Origin of the sequence: Kamptonema sp. UHCC 0994 (genome assembly GCF_029167235.1) — a bacterium.
Taxonomy (GTDB): domain Bacteria; phylum Cyanobacteriota; class Cyanobacteriia; order Cyanobacteriales; family Microcoleaceae; genus Kamptonema.
On sequence record NZ_JARFTR010000068.1, the window covers coordinates 1 to 19,196 of the forward strand.

Sequence of the window (19,196 nt, forward strand, 5' to 3'; positions counted from 1 at the left end):
ATACCCACAATCAACGACCGCGCTTTGCAAGCGTTAGTTAAACTAGCGTTAGAACCAGAGTGGGAGGCAAAATTTGAGCCTAACAGTTACGGTTTTAGACCAGGGCGTTCCTGTCACGATGCGATAGAGGCAATATTTACCAATATCAACAAAAAAGCCAAATACGTGCTAGATGCTGATATTGCCAAATGCTTCGACCGTATAGACCACAAAGCGCTACTCTCCAAAATAAGTACATACCCCACCTTAAACCGTCTGATTAAAACATGGCTCAAGGCAGGGTATTGTGACCAGGGTAGTTTATTCCCTACTAATGAGGGTACACCACAAGGCGGGGTAATTTCTCCCCTACTTGCGAACATTGCCTTACATGGTATGGAAGAAAGAGTTAAACAGTACGCGGAAACCCTAACAATGTTCTCTGGGGATAGGAAACTAAGTAAAAACCAGAGAAGGGAAACAATCAGATTAATCCGCTATGCTGACGACTTCGTAATTATCCACAAGGATTTGAACGTAGTTAAGAAATGTCAAGAGATAATTGCTGACTGGTTAAGTGACATGGGGCTGGAGTTAAAACCAAGTAAAACAAAATTAACCCACACCCTCATTGAGATTGACGGTAATGCTGGATTTGAGTTTCTAGGATTCCATGTACAACAATATAAGACTGGTGCATACCGATGTGCCAAAAACAGTAGTGGAACACCGCTCGGTTTTAACACGATAATCACACCCTCAAAAGCCAAAATAAAGGTGCATTTATCTAAGATTGCTGAAGTAATAGACACCCATAAAACCGCCCCACAAGCTGCTTTAATTAGTAAGCTGAACCCAATCATTAAGGGTTGGTCAAACTATTACTCCACAGTCTGTAGTAAGAAAACTTACTCGAAGGTAGACCACTTAACTTATCAAATGTTAATGGCTTGGGGCAAGTCAAGGGTAAAAGGGGACGGTAGCTGGTATAACAAATACTGGAAAACAGTAGGAACCAACAAACGTTTCAGAACCGAAGACGGGGTTGAATTAACCTACCACAAGGATACGGAAATCGTTCGGCACATAAAAGTGATAGGCGAGGTTAGTCCTTACAACGGTGACTGGTCTTATTGGAGTAAGCGAAGGGGAACATACCCAGGCATTCCAACACGGGAAGCCAAACTATTCAAGAAACAAAAGGGTATTTGTTCTCATTGTGGTTTGTACTTTACGAATACAGACATTGTAGAAGTTGACCATATTAAACCAACATCGTTAGGTGGAAAGGATATCTACGATAATCTGCAACTTTTACACAGACACTGCCACGATTCAAAAACGGCTAAAGACGGCTCCCTCCACAAGAGTCAGGATGACAAACCGTTCTAACTCGTACCTATAACAAAGGTGGAATTATCAAGGAGCCGTGTGTGGTGAAAGTCACAAGCACGGTTCTGAAGGAGAGGTAGGAGTGGTAACGCTCCTATCGACTCTAACCCCCAAGAGTTAATTGAGTTGCGAAATGTGGCAACAGAATTAGCTGGTGCTGTGATGCAAGTTGCTCGCGGTGGCAATGTTGAGCGAATGAATCGGGTACGCGAGCTTTTAGACCAAGTTAAACGGGATATTTACGCGATTCTGGCTGAGAAATAAGTGAGACAGTCTTCTCTGAAGCTGATTAAATTATTTCCTGCGGAATCGCACCTTAAGCGCAGGCACGGGCCTTCGCTGCACGCAGTGGCCAGTTTCGGCTTGAAACTGGTCACTTATTAATCGCTGACAATAACATTGAAAGCTGGATTACTATTTTCAGTTACTTGTTCGATAGTAAATCTTACTTCTTGTCCGTAGGAAATTTCAAGTGTATGACTATCTGGATCGCGGATATAAGCCCAATAACCTACAGGCGCACCCCAGTCATTTGGCCCTTCTAAAAGAATCCCTTCTGACTGAGCTAGATCGCAAAGTTGCTTAACTTTATCGCGACTTTCACAAGCAATACCAAGATGAGACTGAGGCAGAAGAGATCCTTCTACTCGCTCCGTTTTAATCAACACGATTACAAATGGTCTTGTTAAATCGCTAACCCAAGCTACATCGACTTGAGACATTCGATCGATCCGACGATGGACTACTTGCATTCGAGCGTACTTGGTATAAAATGCAATGCTTGCATCTACATCTTTAACTGCAAGTGCAATATGTGTAAAACCTAAATCAACCATAGATAGAGCCTCTAAATTAGCTAAAAATATTGTGGTTTAGGATTTGATTTCAAAAATCTGCTAAGTTAATTTCCCAACCCCGCTTTGCGGGGTTGCTGTTAGGAGACTTAGGGACTATGAATGGGACTAGGAGAGGAGATGATTTCAGTGGGAGTTTCGTTCCAGAAAGATTTAATAAACTTTTTTACATCTGATGGCCAGAGATAAAATACTACGATGGCACCGATTAATCCGAAGAAACAACTATGAGCCACAATTTCAAATATCTTAGGATTCATATTTAAGGTTCCTCCAATAGTCCAGTAGATGGTTGTCTTCAATATAGCACTTTGTTTTAAGAATTGTATCAGATTTCTATCAAAAACGCAAGATGATAGCTTTTTTTCTCAACTTTTGCTTTTTCCTTTTCGTTTTATCCCAACTGAAGTTAATAGCTACTTCTAGCAATAGTTCACAAATAAGAACTATTAAGATCAAATGACTTAAGTGTCAAGGCTTCGTTTTAAAAATTTGCCGAGCAAACATTCCTTCAAGACTGGTTACACCCAAAACCGAGAGCGCTAATTTCTACAAAATCCCTAAAAAAATCCTCCCAAACCCTTGACAAAAAACACGATTCACCCATTCTCCCCAAACCACTCCAAAAATCATCACTCGAACTTGTAGCGCAAACTACGGGTTTTCAATTGAACCACGCAATCCTACAATGAAGGATGGCATTACTAAATGTTAAGACTGTTTCCGATCGCGGAAAAATAGCATACTAAAACAGGTACTCATGGTATCCACCGCAGAAAAAACAAACGTCGGCTACATCACCCAGATCATCGGCCCCGTTGTAGACGTAAAATTCCCCACCGGCAAACTGCCGCAAATCTATAACGCCCTCCAAATCTCAGGCAAAAACCAAGCAGGTCAAGATATTTCCATCACCTGCGAAGTACAGCAACTCCTCGGCGACAGCCAAGTGCGGACTGTTTCTATGCTCTCCACCGATGGCCTCGTGCGCGGTATGGAAGTCGCAGACACGGGAGCGCCCATCCAAGTACCCGTCGGCCCCGCCACCCTCGGCCGGATTTTTAACGTTATCGGCGAACCCGTAGATAACCTCGGCCCCGTCAATGCCGAACTCAGGTTGCCCATCCACCGCAGTGCCCCCGCTTTCACGGAATTGGAAACCAAACCTTCGGTGTTTGAAACAGGCATCAAAGTCATCGACCTTCTCGCACCCTACCGTCGCGGCGGTAAAATCGGCTTGTTCGGCGGTGCAGGTGTGGGCAAAACCGTGATTATGATGGAATTGGTAAACAACATCGCTAAAGCTCACGGTGGTGTATCCGTATTTGGCGGCGTGGGCGAACGCACCCGCGAAGGTAATGACCTCTACAAAGAAATGATCGAATCAGGGGTTATTAACGAAGAAGACCGCAGCAAATCCAAAATTGCCCTAGTTTACGGTCAAATGAATGAGCCGCCTGGAGCCCGGATGCGCGTGGGCCTGTCCGCTCTGGCTATGGCTGAATACTTCCGTGATGTCAGCAAACAAGACGTGCTGCTATTCATTGATAATATCTTCCGCTTTGTGCAAGCTGGTTCTGAAGTATCTGCTCTACTTGGTCGGATGCCTTCTGCTGTGGGCTATCAGCCGACTCTGGGCACCGACATGGGTGACTTGCAAGAACGGATCACCTCAACTAAAGAGGGTTCCATTACTTCAGTACAAGCCGTCTACGTGCCCGCAGATGACTTGACTGACCCCGCACCTGCGACAACTTTTGCTCACTTGGACGCTACTACTGTACTGTCTCGCGGTTTGGCATCTAAGGGGATTTATCCAGCGGTTGACCCTCTGGATTCTACTTCGACGATGTTACAACCTGCTGTCGTTGGTGAAGATCACTATGCGATCGCTCGTTCTGTCCAAGCTACCTTACAGCGCTACAAGGAACTCCAAGATATTATCGCGATCTTGGGCTTGGATGAGTTGTCTGAAGATGACCGCTTGACGGTAGCACGCGCCCGTAAAATGGAGCGTTTCTTGTCCCAGCCGTTCTTTGTGGCAGAAGTGTTTACCGGTTCTCCTGGTAAATATGTGAAGCTGGAAGAAACGATCAAGGGCTTCAAGATGATTCTGTCTGGTGAGCTCGATGCTCTACCGGAACAGGCTTTCTATCTCGTTGGCAATATTGACGAAGCGATCGCCAAAGCTGAAAAGATGAAAGCTTAAGCTAATGGTTAACGGTTAACGGTTAACGGTTAACTGTTAACGGTTAACTGTTAACGGTTAACTGTTGGTTGTTGGTTGTTGGTTGTTAATGGTTAGTTGTTGGTTGTTAGTTGTTCTTAGAATTAAAGATAGCTAATGACAATTTCATTAACAAAAATAAACTGTTAACCACTAACAACTAGCTAACAACTAGCTAACTACTAACCACCAACTACCAACGACTAACCATTAACAACCAACAACTAACCAATAACCAATTTATGACATTAAAAGTGCGCGTAATTGCCCCAGATAGAACTGTCTGGGATTCTAGTGCTGATGAAGTAATTCTGCCTAGCACTACTGGTCAACTAGGTATTTTAAGCGGTCACGCTCCCTTGCTGACAGCTTTGGATACTGGCGTGATGCGCGTGCGCCCCGGTAAAAACTGGGTGGCGATCGCACTCATGGGCGGTTTTGCAGAAGTCGAAGAAAACGAAGTTACAATCCTTGTCAACGGAGCCGAAAAAGGCGACACAATTGACAAAGAAGCCGCTCGTACTGCTTACGCCGAAGCCGAAGCACGTCTACAAAAGGCTGATAGTGGATCGGGACAAGAAAAAATTCAAGCCAAGCAAGCCTTTAAACGAGCAAGAGCACGTTTCCAAGCCGCAGGTGGCATGATTTAAGAAAGTTTGGGCGGGTTTTGTACAGTATTTATCTGTAACTAACCTTGATTTCTACCTATACTCTACTCGTCCCTCTTTAAACTCCTGCTTGTAATAACAAAGGTTGAATTATTTCCCAAGTTAGCCCCTGTTGAATATAACGGGGGCTTTCTGGATTATAAGGACTAGCAACACGATCGATACTAATAATATTTGCTCCCTCTGGCAAAATCGGCACGTCAGGATCAAAGGCTGTTTGGCGAGTTAGAGAGCTAGAAAAACCCTTAAAAATAGCAATTTCATCCAATTCGCCGTCAATTTCTGCCCTCACAATTAAAACTTCATGAGGGCGCTTAGCTGTGTATTGTTCCAGACGGTGAGCCATAAACCAGGTTATTGACGCTTCAGATCCCCTACAACATAATATATCTACAGGCGGATAGCGCAGGTGCATATCTCACAGTCACCACAATCCTGTCTGCTTTTAAAGTAAGCTGGATAGTCCGTCTTTCTCAAAAGGGTAAGTGAAAAGTGCGTGCAGTTAATTATTCAGTAGCCTTAATTTAGGGTTAAATCCCATCATGCTATTAAAATCTTTCACCCGTCGAGTTTCCAAAGTTTCAGGCAAAATTCCCCTCCGTATCTTTCTTGTAGTACCCTTCGTTTTGCAAGTCTTTGGAGCAGTGGGGCTCGTAGGCTATCTTTCATTTCGCAACGGACAGAAAGCCGTTAATGATGTTGCTACTCAACTGCGCCGCGAAGTTACTGACAGAGTGCAGCAGCACCTCCAAAATTACCTCCGCCAACCCAATCTTATCAATCAAATCAATGCTGATGCGGCCAAACGTGGAGAATTGACTTTTGACAATTTTCAAGCTTCACAGTATTTTATTTGGCAAGAAATACAGTCATTTATTGCTATCAACTCTATTTATATTAGCAGTAAAGAAGGAGAATTTATCTACGTCAAAAATGAGCAAGATGGTACATATACTGCCAAATTTGTCGAACAAGTCCCTGAACGTCGCGCTTATCTCATTGATAGTGAAGGCAATCCCACTAAATTAACTATAATTGATAAATATGACCCTAGAACTAGACCTTGGTACATCAAAACAATTAAAACTAAGCAACCTAACTGGAGTGCAATTTATAACTTTACTGGCGGCGAATTAGGAATCACAGCATCCAGATTATTATACGATAGTCAAGGCAACTTTCGCGGAGTAATGGGAGTTGATTTAATTCTCAGCTTAATTAGTGATTTCCTCAAGACAATCCATATTAGTCCTCACGGTCAAGTTTTCATCATCGAGCGTTCAGGCTTATTAGTAGGTACTTCAACTGCTGAAAATCCCTTTATTATGGACAGCATTGATAAGAAGGCAAAACGCCTGAATGCCATTGAGAGTAAAGATCCCTTAACTCGCGCCACAGCCCAATATTTAACCAAACATTTTAGCAATCTTAGCCTCCTTGAAAAAGCCCAACAACTTGACTTTCTAATTGATGGCAAAAAGCAATTTGTGCAAGTTGTACCTTACCAAGACAGAATGCGATTAGACTGGCTCATTGTCGTGGTTGTTCCTGAATCTGACTTCATGGAACATATTGATGCCAATAATCGTACTACAATGCTGCTATGTTTAGGAGCATTACTATTAGCTACAATTGTGGGGATTCTTACATCCCGCTGGATTGTGAGACCTATTTTAAAATTAAAAGATGCAGCAATAGCACTTTCTCAAGGAGAATTCGATCGGGAAGTTAACCTAGAAAGAACCGATGAATTAGGTGTTTTAGCTCATGCTTTTAATAGTATGGCAAAGCAGTTACAAGAGTCATTTACGAGCTTAGAAAATAAGAATGCTGAATTACAGCAATTAGATAAACTTAAAGACGAGTTTTTAGCCAATACATCTCACGAACTTCGCACTCCTCTTAATGGTATTATCGGCATTGCTGAATCTTTAGTAGATGGCGCTACAGGTGCATTGCCAGAAAAAACGGTTTCTAATTTAGCTCTAATTGTATCAAGTGGTAGAAGACTTTCCAATTTAGTGAATGATATTTTGGATTTCTCCAAGCTCAGTCATAATAATATGGAATTGGAAATTAAACCAATTGGAATGCGAGAAATCACTGAGGTAGTTCTAACTCTTTCTCAACCTCTTGTTGGTAAAAAGACTTTAGAATTAATTAATGCAATTAGTCCAGAAGTTCCTCTCGTTGATGCCGATGAAAATCGGATGCAACAAATTTTACATAATATAATTGGCAATGCGATAAAATTTACAGAAAAAGGAACTGTAAAAGTATCAGCAGAGGTTGTAAATTCTTCATCTGAACTATTACAAGAAGGTTATACTAAAATAGTTCAGAGCAATGAATTATCCACACAAAATCAACAATTAGCTATTACCGTTGCTGATACTGGTATTGGTATCCCAGCAGATAAATTAGAGAGAATTTTTGGAGCTTTTGAACAAGGCGACGGTTCCACTGCTAGAGAATACGGCGGTACAGGTTTAGGTTTAGCTGTTACCAAACAGCTAGTAGAATTACACCAGGGAGAAATTTGGGTAGCTTCGACGGTGGGAGAGGGTTCTAAGTTTATCTTTACTTTGCCTATTTCCCAAAATCAAGTTCAAGCAAATCAGTATGTATCCCCGATTTCTTCAATTAATAAAATACAAAATTCTCAGCCTAACACTTCTACTATTGAACCGCTGATACACCGGGAAGTTATAGATTCAGTCAGCGGCGAATTGAAAATTCTTATTGTTGACGATGAACCTGTTAATATTCAAGTTTTAATTAACAATCTTTCAGTTTTAAAATATGAGGTTACTCAAGCAACTAATGGTTTTGAAGCTTTAGAAATAATTGAAAATGGTTTTCGACCAGATTTAATTTTATTAGATGTAATGATGCCTCGAATGAGTGGCTATGAAGTCTGTCAAATACTTCGTGAAAAGTTCCCGGCTATTGAACTGCCAATTGTGATGTTAACTGCTAAAAATCAAGTTACTGATTTGGTAGAAGGGTTTAATTCGGGAGCTAATGATTATCTGAGCAAACCTTTTTCTAAGAATGAGTTAATAGCAAGAATTAAAACTCATATTCGATTGGCTAAAATTAATGCTGCTTATGGCCGTTTTGTTCCCCATGAATTTCTAAGATTTCTGGGACAAGAAAGTATTGTTGATGTGAAATTAGGCGACCAAATTCAGAAAGAAATGACAGTAATGTTTTCTGATATTCGCTCATTTACTACACTATCGGAGGGGATGTCTCCTGAAGAAAATTTTAGTTTTCTCAATGATTATTTGAGTCGAGTTAGTCCAGTAATTCGCGATCATAATGGCTTCATTGACAAGTATATTGGTGATGCGATTATGGCTTTATTTCCAGAGTCGGCCAATGATGCTGTTGCTGGTGCAATTGCAATGCAAAAACAAGTGAATATTTACAATGCGGAGCGTAAACAAGCAGGTTATCTTCCTATTTCGATTGGCGTGGGTTTACATACGGGGAGTTTAATGTTAGGAACTATTGGTTCTCAAGAGCGCATGGAAAGTACGGTAATCGCGGATGCGGTGAATTTAGCTTCTCGTTTAGAAGGGTTAACTAAGCTTTATGGTGCGGGGATTTTAATTAGTCATAAAACGCTTTGCTCTCTTGATTATACAGAAGAACAAAAATTTAGATTTTTGGATAGGGTGATGGTTAAAGGTAAAAAGGCGGCGGTAGCAATATTTGAGGTTTTTGATGGCGATTATGAGGAGCAAAATAGATTAAAGACTCAGACTCAGGCTCGTTTTGAGGTGGCGGTTTTTCTTTATTATCAGCAACAATTTGATGAAGCTAAGATAATTTTTCAGGAAGTTTTAGCCGTTAATCCTCAAGATAAGGCGGCGATGCTTTATATCAAACGTTGTGAGAAGTATCAACAGTATGGAGTGCCGGAAGGATGGGAAGGTATTGAGGAATTACAAGAAAAATAAAGGAAGAAAAATTTAGTTATCTAGGAGAGAAGGAAGAATGTTTATACAGTCAGCTTTTTAGCCATCCTCATCTTATGTTTAATTAGGTGGATTTACTTAAAGCCTTCTTTTTTCTACTTGGCGTGGATCGATTGGTCGCGCTACAATAATACCAATCGCATTCTCAACCCTTCTTATATACCTGTGTAAATCATAGGAAATAGCCACCTCTCCAATTGGCGAAGCATGAATTAAGCCAAGATTGCCATCAGCATTGCGATAAATCAATCCAGTATGCGTTACATCAAGACCATCAATATTAGTAGCTACTCCAACAATATCTCCTGGTTGTAGCTGAGAATACAAGCTTTTTATCTGATTCTGTGGTATATAATTTATAGTTAATTCAGCCAGCTTAGTTTCTTGCTCGACAATGCACTTGTAATTTATTTCATTGTTCGCCAATTGGGGGTAACTGTACCTGTGTTTGGTCATAAAATTCAGCTTTTTATTGAGCGGAACACCTCCCAATTTACTCGTAATATTTTGCACAGTACCCCGTTTCTGATTCTCCGCAATCCATTCCGAGAAATAGTGAAGTCTGCTGCAATAGCCATTGATTTTACCATTAGCGTAACGCTGATCTTCAATGTGTTCGACAAAGGTTGAATAGGCATAATCTTGCATAGCGATACCGCGCGCGATCGCCACTACACTTTCCACAAACAGCACACAGTCAAATCCATCTAGGGATACCACTAATTTCTCGTCAATGGATCGATCTAATAAACCTGCTTTATAAGGTACACCTATAAAATGATTCGCGATCGCCTGTATAATTTCCCCTATTGAGCGCTGAGACAACTTCTCCTCTCGTGCATACTTTACCATGCGATTAAATCGTGCTAAATCTTCACTCGTTGATATTTTGGATATTCGATAAATAGTTTTTTTAGTTTGGTTATTCACATAACTTTCTGGTTTTTTTAGAGTTGTTGTATTCAATAAACGATCCCGATTAAAGGTTCGATTGTTAGCACACTCTAAGCAAACAACTTGGGGATTAATCGCCAAAAGTATAAGTGTAAAGTACCAAGTGCTACCTCCTGCGAGCGCAGAACCAAATAACGTCATATTCAATATTCTTTTCATGTTTATAATATACTTTAAATTAACTCGTTTTATCGCTGATGTTTAAGTAGATTGTAGAGTTAGATGCACAATTTGCTAATAATTATAACAATCATAGTTTTCCTTGGCTGTTGAGGCGAAGACTTGTAGCAGATTTTCCTGCCAAATTGCTCACATTAGGGTAAAGTAAAAGGCAGATTGGATACTATAAGTAAATCCACCTAATTAAACATAAGAGCAAGGATGGCTAAAAAGCTTGCTGTATAAGCATTCTTTCCGATCTCCTAGATAATTAAAACCTTCTTCCTTCTTCCTTCTTCCTTCTACTTACTACTCTGATGCAGATAGAGAAGCTACCCCGCCAAGTCAACCCCCGTCGCCAAACCCAAAGGCGTTCAATTAAGCCACGCCGCCGAACTCCTGCCAAACCATCTCGGTTAAAGTATGGCAATATCGTCTCCTTAGCCGTCGCCGCGATCGCACTCACTTGGATAGTGACAATTCCCTTCAGAAGTCGTCGTGTCTCAGAACCGCCAATTGTCTCTCAACCTCCTACTATATCGCCACTACCTCTTCAGGGAACTTCCAATCCGCCTTCAAACCAAAGCGATCGCACCTTCAGCTACAACGTCAAAACACCCCCCAATCAAAGTTACAGCCAAGAATTACAAGTCATCGTTGACGAAGTTGTAAACATCGCCACAACCAAAAAACTACCGACAGCCCCCCTCTCTATTACCTTAATTGATGTCAGTAATTCCAACGCCCACACCTTTGCTGGATATCAAAATCAAACACCTAGATTTCCCGCTAGTGTCGCCAAATTATTTTGGATGGTAGGCTTTTATGGAGCCCTAGAAAAAGGTCTGATTCAAAAAGATGAATCATCTTTTACTTCCGACTTACAGCAAATGATACAGGTATCAAATAACGATGCAGCTAGCCGCATTTTAGACACCATCACTGGCACAGAATCAGGGGGAGAACTCAGCGGGGAACAATTGAAAACTTGGCTAAAAAAACGTCAACAAATCAATGCTTTTTTCCAAGCCGCTGGATACGACGGCCTTAAACTCACGACCAAAAATTATCCAATCTACTATTTAAGTCAAGAAGGGCCAACAGGACGCGAGTTACAACTGCGGAGTGACTCCCACAAACCGATTCGGAATCAGGTAACAACAGATCAAGCTGCAAGGCTTTTATACGAAATTTATACAAGGCAAGCAGTTTCCCCACTTGCTAGCCGCAAAATGGCTTACTTATTAACCAGAGACTTAGACCCCAAAGCCTGGAAAAACGATCCTAGTAACTCTATAAAAGGCTTTTTAGGCGAATCTTTGCCAACTAAAATTTACTTTGGTTCTAAAGTTGGTTACACTTCCGGTTCCCGCCAAGAAGCCGCATTTATTAGAACATTAGACGATCGAGCTATCTATATTTTAGTGATTTTTGCTGACGATCCAGCCTATGCGGTAGATGAGAAAATATTTCCTCAAATGTCACGCCACGTTTTCGATCGCTTAAATGCTCGCGGGCCCAAATAACCAATAGTTTTACTACTAAATTCTTATAGCAAAACTAGACAAAAATAGGTGATCTGCGTTTCACTTTTCAGTGGTCACTCCTCAGTGAGTTGATGAGTAAGTGTACTCATAGCCCATCTAGATTTTGACTATTTGCTGAGATTATGTTCTAAAGACTTGACAGAAACATCTATACTTTGAATGTAAGTCTATATTGTATGTAGTCCCTCCCTAATAGGGTTAAAGTCTCAAAAAGGAATTAGCTATGATATATCGATCGCCCACCAAACCCGCTGACTTTAGCATACTTTTCGAGAAATAGTATTAAAAGATTTGGAAGAACTGGGCAGCGGTATCGTAAAGCATGAGATAATGATCGGTGGTCAAAAAGAACCTTAAACTTTTAAGGTTGGTATCAGAAAGGAAACAATCATTTAAGACAATTTTAATATACCTCTGAATGCTTCAGAACTTATGACTCATTCTAAAGCGTTTTCGCGCCGTGAGGCCCTTATTCTCATTGGTGCAGCGGCAGCAACAATCATTACAGGACATCCAGCTCAGGCTAAAAAACGCAGGGGAAGTAGAGGAAGTGGCACTACTCCTGACTTAACCAAACCCGACACTCAAACTCAGCCATCTCAGTCTCAGCCAATTCGACCAAATAAGAGCGGATACTTAGCGCCGATACCCTGCGATACGCGCTATTCAAATTGCAACGCTACAACAGTCGATGAAAATTTTAATCCTGGGCCCATGATCTTACTTTCCAGCACTTTACTTGGTGGTGGTTGGTTGGTTCAAAACAGGGCAAAAGTCGCTGAATTTATGAAAGAATTTAACGAGGCGATGGCAGATGATACAATACCCAAAAAACAAATATCTAGCAAGCCAAAACCCTCATCAAAATCACTGACAAAATCATCAACTCCACCCAAGTCTAAGCAGACTAAAAAAGTAGCGCCCTTGACAACAAATTCTTTAGAGGGGAGCCTTGCCGCCCCCGTTAAAAAGTTAAAAGAAAAAGCAGAATGGTATGTTTTCCGCAGCGGTAATGCTGAAGGGCCTTACACTAAAGGGCAACTTCGGGACGTTCAGCGCATTACAGCACGCACTAGCGTAAAACGAGAGGGTCAAGAGGATTGGGTGAAAGCCGGAAGCATTGAAGAGTTGGCTAGTTTTTTAACCAACTAAATTGCCGACACACCCCTAAAAGCTACCCCGGAGGGTCAACCCCAAAGCCGATGGCGGGATTTGAACCCGCGACCGACCGATTACGAATCGGTTACTCTACCACTGAGCTACATCGGCACAGACAATTATTAATTATAACACAAAACCAGAGAAGAAGACAAGAAAAAACAGAATCTTGCCAACTTCCCCCAAACCCCCTAAACCTTCAACTCCCCATCAGTAGGAGTCGAACTCTTCGCCCCCGAATAAACCAAACCCCGCTGCATATCCACAGTCAACATCGTACCGTCCCGAATTACCCGCGTCGCATTCTCCACCCCCACCATCACCGGCACACCCAAACGCAAACCAATAATCGCCGCGTGAGAAGTCAAACTAGCCTCCTCAGTCACCACACCCGCCGCCTTACGAATCATCTCCACAAATTCAACACTTGTATTCCGTACCACCAAAATCTCACCACTGTGGAAATCTCCCACATCCGCAGCAGACTGAGCCACCCGTGCCCGGCCGCTTACTGCCCCCAAACCTACACCAGTACCCTTACCTAGTACCGCCGTCACCACCTCAACCTTAATCAAATCAGTCGAACCAGCAACCCCTTGCAGAGTACCCGCCGTCATCACCACCAAATCCCCATCGGATAACAAACCCTTCTCCTGGGCCACACTAATTGCTGATTGAAAAGTTTGACCCGCCGAAGGCAAATCCAGTACCAACAACGGTTTCACGCCCCACACCATCTGCAACTGTCGCGCCACATCCACATGAGGCGTAATCGCCAAAATCGGAGTTTTCGGTCGAAACTTCGACACATTCCGCGCCGTCGCCCCCGTCTTCGTCAGGGTCATAATCGCCTGGGCCCTCAATTGCTCAGCAATTTGACTCACTGCTTGACTAATTCCATTGGGAATTGACCGACCAGTATCTTCTACTCCGGTAACATTGCGAGTAATCTCTTCCTGTTCAATCCGCACCGCAATTCTCGCCATCGTCGCCACAGCTTCCACTGGAAACTTGCCAACTGCTGTCTCGTTTGACAGCATCACCGCATCAGTACCATCAATAATCGCATTCGCCACGTCGGAAATTTCAGCGCGAGTCGGGCGAGGATTATTCACCATACTATCCAGCATTTGAGTTGCAGTAATCACCGGAATGCCCATCCGATTCGCAGTCGCAATCAGTCGCTTTTGCAAAATCGGCACATCCTCTGCTGGCAATTCCACACCCAAATCGCCACGCGCCACCATCACACCATTACACAAAGCCAAAATCGCTTCCATTTGTTCGATCGCTTCGTGCTTTTCAATTTTGGCAATCACTGGCACCTGCTTACCAGCAGAAGCAATGAGCTCTTTAATTTCCAGCACATCTTGAGGATTACGAACGAAAGAAAGCGCCACCCAGTCTACACCCTGGTCGAGGCCAAACATCAAATCCTTACGGTCTTTATCCGTGAGGGCCTTAATTGACAGGTATACTCCCGGAAAATTAACCCCTTTATTATTAGAAAGTGGGCCGCCAACAACAACACGACAGTACAATTCCCGCGCCACTCGGTCTATTTTCTCCACTACCATCTCCACCTTACCGTCATCAAGTAGGATTGATGCGCCCTCTGGGACTTCATCTGCTAGGGGTTCGTAGGTGATAGAGGAAATTTTCTCAGTACCAGGGATTAAATGGCTAGTCAAAATAAATGGATCGCCCTTTTGAAGGGTAATTGAGCCATTTTCAAAGCGTCCCAGGCGAATTTTCGGGCCTTGGAGGTCTAGGAGAATACCAACCGGCTGATTGAGCTCAAAGGATGTTTGTCGGATCATGCGAATACTTCGCTGGTGATCTTCGTGAGTCCCGTGAGAAAAGTTGAGCCGCAAAGTAGTTGCACCCGCTTCGATGAGTTCGCGGAGTACCTTTGGGTCAAGAGTTGCGGGGCCAATAGTGGCGACAATTTTAGTCCGGCGGTGGGAATTTTGCAGTTGCATGAAATGAGTTCGCGGGGCAGATGGCTGAGAGGCTTTAATTTCGGCTATCCCATTATTGACAATGCGGCTGACGCAAGTCTAAATTAATCAGGATTTCTTAAAGTCAGCAGCAGAATGGGCATTGCCACTTTACCAGATATAACGTGCTTGTTATACCTATTTGAGAATAAGTGTTTTTTGGGGACAGTCCGCCTGCCAACTTTTAAGACTATTGTGGTTGATTCCTAAATGCCAGAGTTGCGATCGCCAATCGGCCCTAGTTGCGGAAGTTATCGGGATTGAGTCGAGGCCCTGGTTGACTCCGCAAACCGCCTCTGAGTCTAACACCTGTACCGCCGTCGGCCCGATCTAGAAAAGGTCGCAAGTAGATGCTGTCACGCCTCTGGGAATTGCGCCTGTTTCCAGGTAAATCTACCCCTAAGACTTTTTCGATTATTCTGCCAGTATTCCCATCGACGAAGGTATTGACACCTTCGGTAGACTGTCCGCTGTCAGCGACGGTAAGGTTTTGGAAGACGCGATCGCGCGTTAATTTGGGATCTTCCCCTGGCGGTACTGTCAACACAATCCGACAATCGGGATTTTTTTCTGTAGTCACGCAAATCACGCTATAACCGTTTTCAACTCCTGTTCGCAGTTCCTCTAAGCCGTCTGGTCTGTAAGATTCTAAACGCCTGCTAATCTCACCACATCGGCGTTCTGACGACCAACCGCCGCCTAGATCGCTGGGTATTGCCCAAGGGTAAGATTGATTGGGTTGGCTTTGAGGATGATACATTACGGTAGGTTTGCCGTTATCCAACTCGCAGGTAAACCGGGGTTCGCTGGCTGTTTTGCTGTCATCTTCAGGGTTCGGCGAGTCATCCTCAGCAGTTGGGTCAGTCGGATCGGTTGGCGTTGCATCTGCATCTGAGGGTTCCGCAGCTACCCGTATAGGTAAATCATTTTTGATACTGAGTGAGTATCCGAAAGCACTACCGGTAGTCAGGATTGCTGACCCTGCTGCCAAACCCAGTATTTTCCAAAGGTGCGATGCAAATAGCTTTGAGGGCATAAAATTATTCTCCTCGATCAAAAGTGTTTGCTGTAGCGGTGTAGGTTTTTCCCGCCGGGTAATAAATTCCAAGGCGGCTCTTGACAAAAATCCCAATGCACCCACTTATTCTATCTGTAATAGCATTTAATAGCAGGACTTACGTATTTTCAACACAGCTATTAGATACAGTTATTTCATAAAACTTTACTGTTGGGTGTTTGTATCCTATACTACCCAAGGATGAAATATTAAGGAGTACAAACAACAATGTCGGAGCCCCGGCGGTCATTGACAGTACCTAAAGAGTTTCTGAGCCCTCCGGGTGATTTTAATCCAACGCTACTGCTGTTTTTGAGTGCAGTAGCCATCCTGGGCATTTCTAACTTGGGTTATTGGTGTTGGGAGTGGCCTGATTGGTGCTGTTTTTGTCTGAATGTGCTTGCCTTGCACATGGCGGGAACAGTTATACATGATGCTTCTCACAATGCTGCACATCGCGATCGCATCGTTAATGCTATTCTAGGACACGGCAGCGCCTTGATGTTGGGTTTTGCCTTCCCCGTATTTACGCGGGTACATATCCAGCATCACGCTCATGTTAATGACCCCGATAACGATCCCGATCATTTTGTTTCGACAGGTGGCCCTCTGTGGCTAATTGCTGCTAGATTTTTTTACCACGAGATTTTCTTTTTTAAACGTCGCCTGTGGCGGAAATTTGAGCTGTGGGAATGGTTTTTCAGCCGTTTGTTTGTGGCGGCAATAGTTTATATTGCTATTCAATACGACCATTTAGGTTACGTCTTGAATTTTTGGTTTTCACCTGCCTTAGTCGTAGGTTTGGCTTTGGGGTTATTTTTTGATTATTTACCGCACCGTCCTTTTCAGGAACGCGATCGCTGGAAGAATGCTAGAGTTTACCCAAGTCCAATTTTGAACATCTTAATTTTAGGACAAAACTATCACCTGATTCATCATTTGTGGCCTTCCATTCCTTGGTATAATTACAAGCCAGCTTATGAAGCAGTAAAACCTCTTTTAGATGAAAAAGGATCGCCTCAAACTCTGGGAATACTAGGAGGTAAAAAGGACTTTTGGAGTTTTATATACGACATTTTTTTGGGGATTAGGTTCCATCATAGCAAAACTTCTGATTAATTAACTAACAAAAAGCCGTTTTCTTAAAGAAGCCGGTTTTTTTCTACCTTGCTCCCAACCCTAAACAATGGAAATCTCCCACTAACAAGCTAAAATGAATCTATTGGCCAGACAACCTAGCTTCTCCCAACTGCCATGACTCAAATTACCCTCAACCTCAACCCCATTATCAAACTTACCGAAGAACAGTTTTTTCAACTCTGCCAAGAAAACTCCGACATACAACTAGAACGGAATGCCAAAGGAGAATTAATCGTTATGCCACCGACAGGAGGAGAAACAGGAAAAAGCAACGTCAAAGCAATAGTACCATTGGCAATATGGAACGAACAAACCCAACTCGGCGAAGTCTTCGACTCATCTACAGGTTTTACTCTACCAAATAAAGCCAATCGTTCCCCCGATGCCTCTTGGGTAGAAAAATCTCGTTGGGAGGCTTTAACTCCCGAACAAAGAGAGAAATTTATCCCCCTTTGTCCTGACTTTGTAATTGAAATTCTTTCACCAAGCGATCGCCTTAGCAAGACTCAAGAAAAAATGCAAGAATATATTGAGAATGGCTGCCGTCTTGGTTGGCTAATTAAACGTAAAAAACAAGAAGTAGAAATTTATCGGCCTGGTAAAGAAGTTGAGGTTTTGAAATCTCCTCAAACCTTATCTGGGGAGGATGTCTTACCTGGATTTACCTTGACTTTACAGCGAATTTGGGAATAGTAGAATGATTGAGAGTGCAAGGGTCAGCATAATTTCATCACATAAAAGTATTTAATTGACAAAAAGCTGTTTTTTTAAGAAAACTTTGATTTTTTCAAGCTACATTCATGTTGTCTTAGAATATGCTAGGAGCTCTTGTTCCGTCGAAATTGGTAAGGATGCTAATACATCTAAATACCACCACCAACGAGTGGGAGAAATAGCTTGATTTTCGCGCATTTCAGTAAAATCAACAAAGTGTGATAACTCCTGAAAAAAATCTTTCGCCTTCTCAATTAATTGCCGATCTGCTTTGGCAAGCAATATTTTTTCATTAGTAGTAAGTTGAGATTCTATTTCATTAATTCTATCGCGAACTTGTAGCATTTCTAAATGCTCCATACCGCTGACATCAGGAAATTCAACGCAGATACAATAATGTTTTAATAAATTATTCACAGTCTAACTCCTTGACTAAACCAAGATATACAAAAGATGAAATTGCCAGATAGCTTTGAGGCTGATCTGGAGGAAATGCAGTTTCTAAAACACCATTCAAACCTATCATCACTAACCAAAGTTTATCGTCAACATAGGCTACTACTGTCGGATAAATAGTTTCTCCATAAATATACAGATAAATATCGGCACTGATGGCGGTGACTACATAAGTGATAATTGCCTCATATTCTTCTAAGTTTGCATCATCCGGTAAATGACCTAGCCGAATCCTTTTGGCAAGATGATTGGCTGCTTTCCCTGGCTTCCAAACGATCTGCTTTCTGACTCGGCTGATGGCTTGACTGACACCTATCCGCTGAACTTCATCAAGAATAAATCTAGGTTTTTCTGGATCTGATGTCACAACAACAATACCTATTGCTAAAGTGATTGTGCTTGTGTTTTTACTAAAATTATTGCCAAAAACAATTTAAGAGTAACTAACACTAGCCAAATTCCAATCCGGCCGCAAATTCTTCGCCCCTCGCAAATAAGGATGATAAATTTGAGTGTGGTTTTCTGGCAAATTAATGTGAATTAAAAATCGGATGCAACGTTGCAAACTACCCTCAACGTGCATTTGCTGAACATCCAACAGAGGAACATTAGCCCAGCGGGGACGATCGCGGGCGATCGCAGCCGGAAAGATAGCATCCAAATCGCGAGTAACAGAAAAAGTAGCACTAATAATCATTTCCGGGTCAAGGTCATTAAGCCCTTCCAATTCATCTAACAATTCCCTCACCGCATCTGCAATTGCTGCCACCGAATTTTCTGAGGCAGTAGTTGCCCCGCGAATCGCCCTTACTCGCCACTCCACGCAAACATCCTCCATTGTTATAAGTATCCTTCAACCAACAGTTAACAGTTAACAGTTAACAGTTAACAGTTAACCGTTAACA

General features: G+C 42.6%; 18 protein-coding genes and 1 tRNA gene. 9 read left to right on the forward strand and 10 right to left on the reverse strand.

Annotated elements, in window-relative coordinates; genetic code table 11:
- Together PY364_RS06935 and PY364_RS06940 are read left to right on the forward strand one after the other, a co-directional pair.
- A partial coding sequence (locus PY364_RS06935; RefSeq protein WP_275521501.1) for a reverse transcriptase domain-containing protein occupies positions 1 to 1,371 on the forward strand: 1,371 nt, incomplete at its 5' end.
- A 135-nt stretch (positions 1,372 to 1,506) separates the two neighbouring features.
- Positions 1,507 to 1,635 (forward strand): hypothetical protein, encoded by a 129-nt coding sequence (locus tag PY364_RS06940; RefSeq protein ID WP_275521502.1) that lies wholly within the window; start codon positions 1,507 to 1,509, stop codon positions 1,633 to 1,635.
- A 116-nt stretch (positions 1,636 to 1,751) separates the two neighbouring features.
- On the opposite strand, the gene PY364_RS06945 is transcribed toward PY364_RS06940, so the two are convergent.
- Both PY364_RS06945 and PY364_RS06950 read right to left on the reverse strand, forming a co-directional pair.
- The gene (locus PY364_RS06945) at positions 1,752 to 2,207 is read right to left on the reverse strand and encodes a VOC family protein (RefSeq protein ID WP_275521503.1); all 456 of its coding nucleotides are present in this window, start codon (positions 2,205 to 2,207) and stop codon (positions 1,752 to 1,754) included.
- Between the two features lie 107 nt (positions 2,208 to 2,314).
- Positions 2,315 to 2,485 (reverse strand): hypothetical protein, encoded by a 171-nt coding sequence (locus PY364_RS06950; protein WP_007355690.1) that lies wholly within the window; start codon positions 2,483 to 2,485, stop codon positions 2,315 to 2,317.
- 500 nt (positions 2,486 to 2,985) lie between these two features.
- Here PY364_RS06950 and atpD point away from each other — a divergent pair, with 500 nt between their 5' ends.
- Positions 2,986 to 4,434 carry a F0F1 ATP synthase subunit beta gene (atpD, locus tag PY364_RS06955; protein ID WP_275521504.1) on the forward strand — a complete coding sequence of 483 codons (1,449 nt, stop codon included), beginning with the start codon at positions 2,986 to 2,988 and terminating at the stop codon, positions 4,432 to 4,434.
- Between the two features lie 260 nt (positions 4,435 to 4,694).
- On the forward strand, positions 4,695 to 5,102 hold the full coding sequence (gene atpC, locus PY364_RS06960) for an ATP synthase F1 subunit epsilon (RefSeq protein ID WP_275521505.1): 408 nt from the start codon (positions 4,695 to 4,697) through the stop codon (positions 5,100 to 5,102).
- A gap of 76 nt (positions 5,103 to 5,178) precedes the next feature.
- On the opposite strand, the gene PY364_RS06965 is transcribed toward atpC, so the two are convergent.
- Positions 5,179 to 5,466, reverse strand: coding sequence for a hypothetical protein (locus PY364_RS06965; protein WP_275521506.1), 288 nt, complete (start codon positions 5,464 to 5,466; stop codon positions 5,179 to 5,181).
- Positions 5,467 to 5,662: 196 nt separating this feature from the next.
- Between PY364_RS06965 and PY364_RS06970 the strand changes: the two genes are divergently transcribed.
- On the forward strand, positions 5,663 to 9,088 hold the full coding sequence (locus PY364_RS06970; RefSeq protein ID WP_275521507.1) for a response regulator: 3,426 nt from the start codon (positions 5,663 to 5,665) through the stop codon (positions 9,086 to 9,088).
- Between the two features lie 96 nt (positions 9,089 to 9,184).
- Here the strand turns inward: PY364_RS06970 and PY364_RS06975 are convergent, their stop codons facing one another.
- Positions 9,185 to 10,219 (reverse strand): N-acetylmuramoyl-L-alanine amidase-like domain-containing protein, encoded by a 1,035-nt coding sequence (locus tag PY364_RS06975; RefSeq protein WP_275521508.1) that lies wholly within the window; start codon positions 10,217 to 10,219, stop codon positions 9,185 to 9,187.
- A gap of 317 nt (positions 10,220 to 10,536) precedes the next feature.
- Here PY364_RS06975 and PY364_RS06980 point away from each other — a divergent pair, with 317 nt between their 5' ends.
- Positions 10,537 to 11,745 (forward strand): serine hydrolase, encoded by a 1,209-nt coding sequence (locus PY364_RS06980; protein ID WP_275521510.1) that lies wholly within the window; start codon positions 10,537 to 10,539, stop codon positions 11,743 to 11,745.
- 453 nt (positions 11,746 to 12,198) lie between these two features.
- Positions 12,199 to 12,918, forward strand: a complete 720-nt coding sequence (locus PY364_RS06985; protein WP_275521511.1) for a DUF4339 domain-containing protein — start codon at positions 12,199 to 12,201, stop codon at positions 12,916 to 12,918.
- Between the two features lie 45 nt (positions 12,919 to 12,963).
- Here the strand turns inward: PY364_RS06985 and PY364_RS06990 are convergent.
- The 3 genes from PY364_RS06990 to PY364_RS07000 all read right to left on the reverse strand — a co-directional run bounded on the left by PY364_RS06990 (position 12,964) and on the right by PY364_RS07000 (position 15,960).
- Positions 12,964 to 13,035, reverse strand: a tRNA-Thr gene (locus tag PY364_RS06990).
- An 80-nt stretch (positions 13,036 to 13,115) separates the two neighbouring features.
- Entirely contained in the window at positions 13,116 to 14,906 is a 1,791-nt protein-coding gene (gene pyk, locus PY364_RS06995) for a pyruvate kinase (RefSeq protein WP_275521512.1), read from the reverse strand.
- 256 nt (positions 14,907 to 15,162) lie between these two features.
- A complete protein-coding gene (locus PY364_RS07000; protein WP_275521513.1) occupies positions 15,163 to 15,960 on the reverse strand; it encodes a COP23 domain-containing protein in 798 nt (265 codons plus the stop codon).
- Between the two features lie 249 nt (positions 15,961 to 16,209).
- Here PY364_RS07000 and crtR point away from each other — a divergent pair, with 249 nt between their 5' ends.
- Positions 16,210 to 17,100 (forward strand): beta-carotene hydroxylase, encoded by an 891-nt coding sequence (crtR, locus tag PY364_RS07005; protein WP_275521514.1) that lies wholly within the window; start codon positions 16,210 to 16,212, stop codon positions 17,098 to 17,100.
- Between the two features lie 135 nt (positions 17,101 to 17,235).
- Positions 17,236 to 17,814 carry a Uma2 family endonuclease gene (locus PY364_RS07010; RefSeq protein WP_275521515.1) on the forward strand — a complete coding sequence of 193 codons (579 nt, stop codon included), beginning with the start codon at positions 17,236 to 17,238 and terminating at the stop codon, positions 17,812 to 17,814.
- Positions 17,815 to 17,919: 105 nt separating this feature from the next.
- On the opposite strand, the gene PY364_RS07015 is transcribed toward PY364_RS07010, so the two are convergent.
- The 3 genes from PY364_RS07015 to aroH all read right to left on the reverse strand — a co-directional run bounded on the left by PY364_RS07015 (position 17,920) and on the right by aroH (position 19,129).
- On the reverse strand, positions 17,920 to 18,252 hold the full coding sequence (locus PY364_RS07015) for a hypothetical protein (RefSeq protein ID WP_275521516.1): 333 nt from the start codon (positions 18,250 to 18,252) through the stop codon (positions 17,920 to 17,922).
- Positions 18,245 to 18,658, reverse strand: a complete 414-nt coding sequence (locus PY364_RS07020; protein WP_275521517.1) for a hypothetical protein — start codon at positions 18,656 to 18,658, stop codon at positions 18,245 to 18,247. Before PY364_RS07020 ends, PY364_RS07015 begins: the two co-directional genes overlap by 8 nt.
- A gap of 66 nt (positions 18,659 to 18,724) precedes the next feature.
- Positions 18,725 to 19,129 (reverse strand): chorismate mutase, encoded by a 405-nt coding sequence (aroH, locus tag PY364_RS07025; protein ID WP_275521518.1) that lies wholly within the window; start codon positions 19,127 to 19,129, stop codon positions 18,725 to 18,727.
- Positions 19,130 to 19,196: the final 67 nt, after the last annotated feature.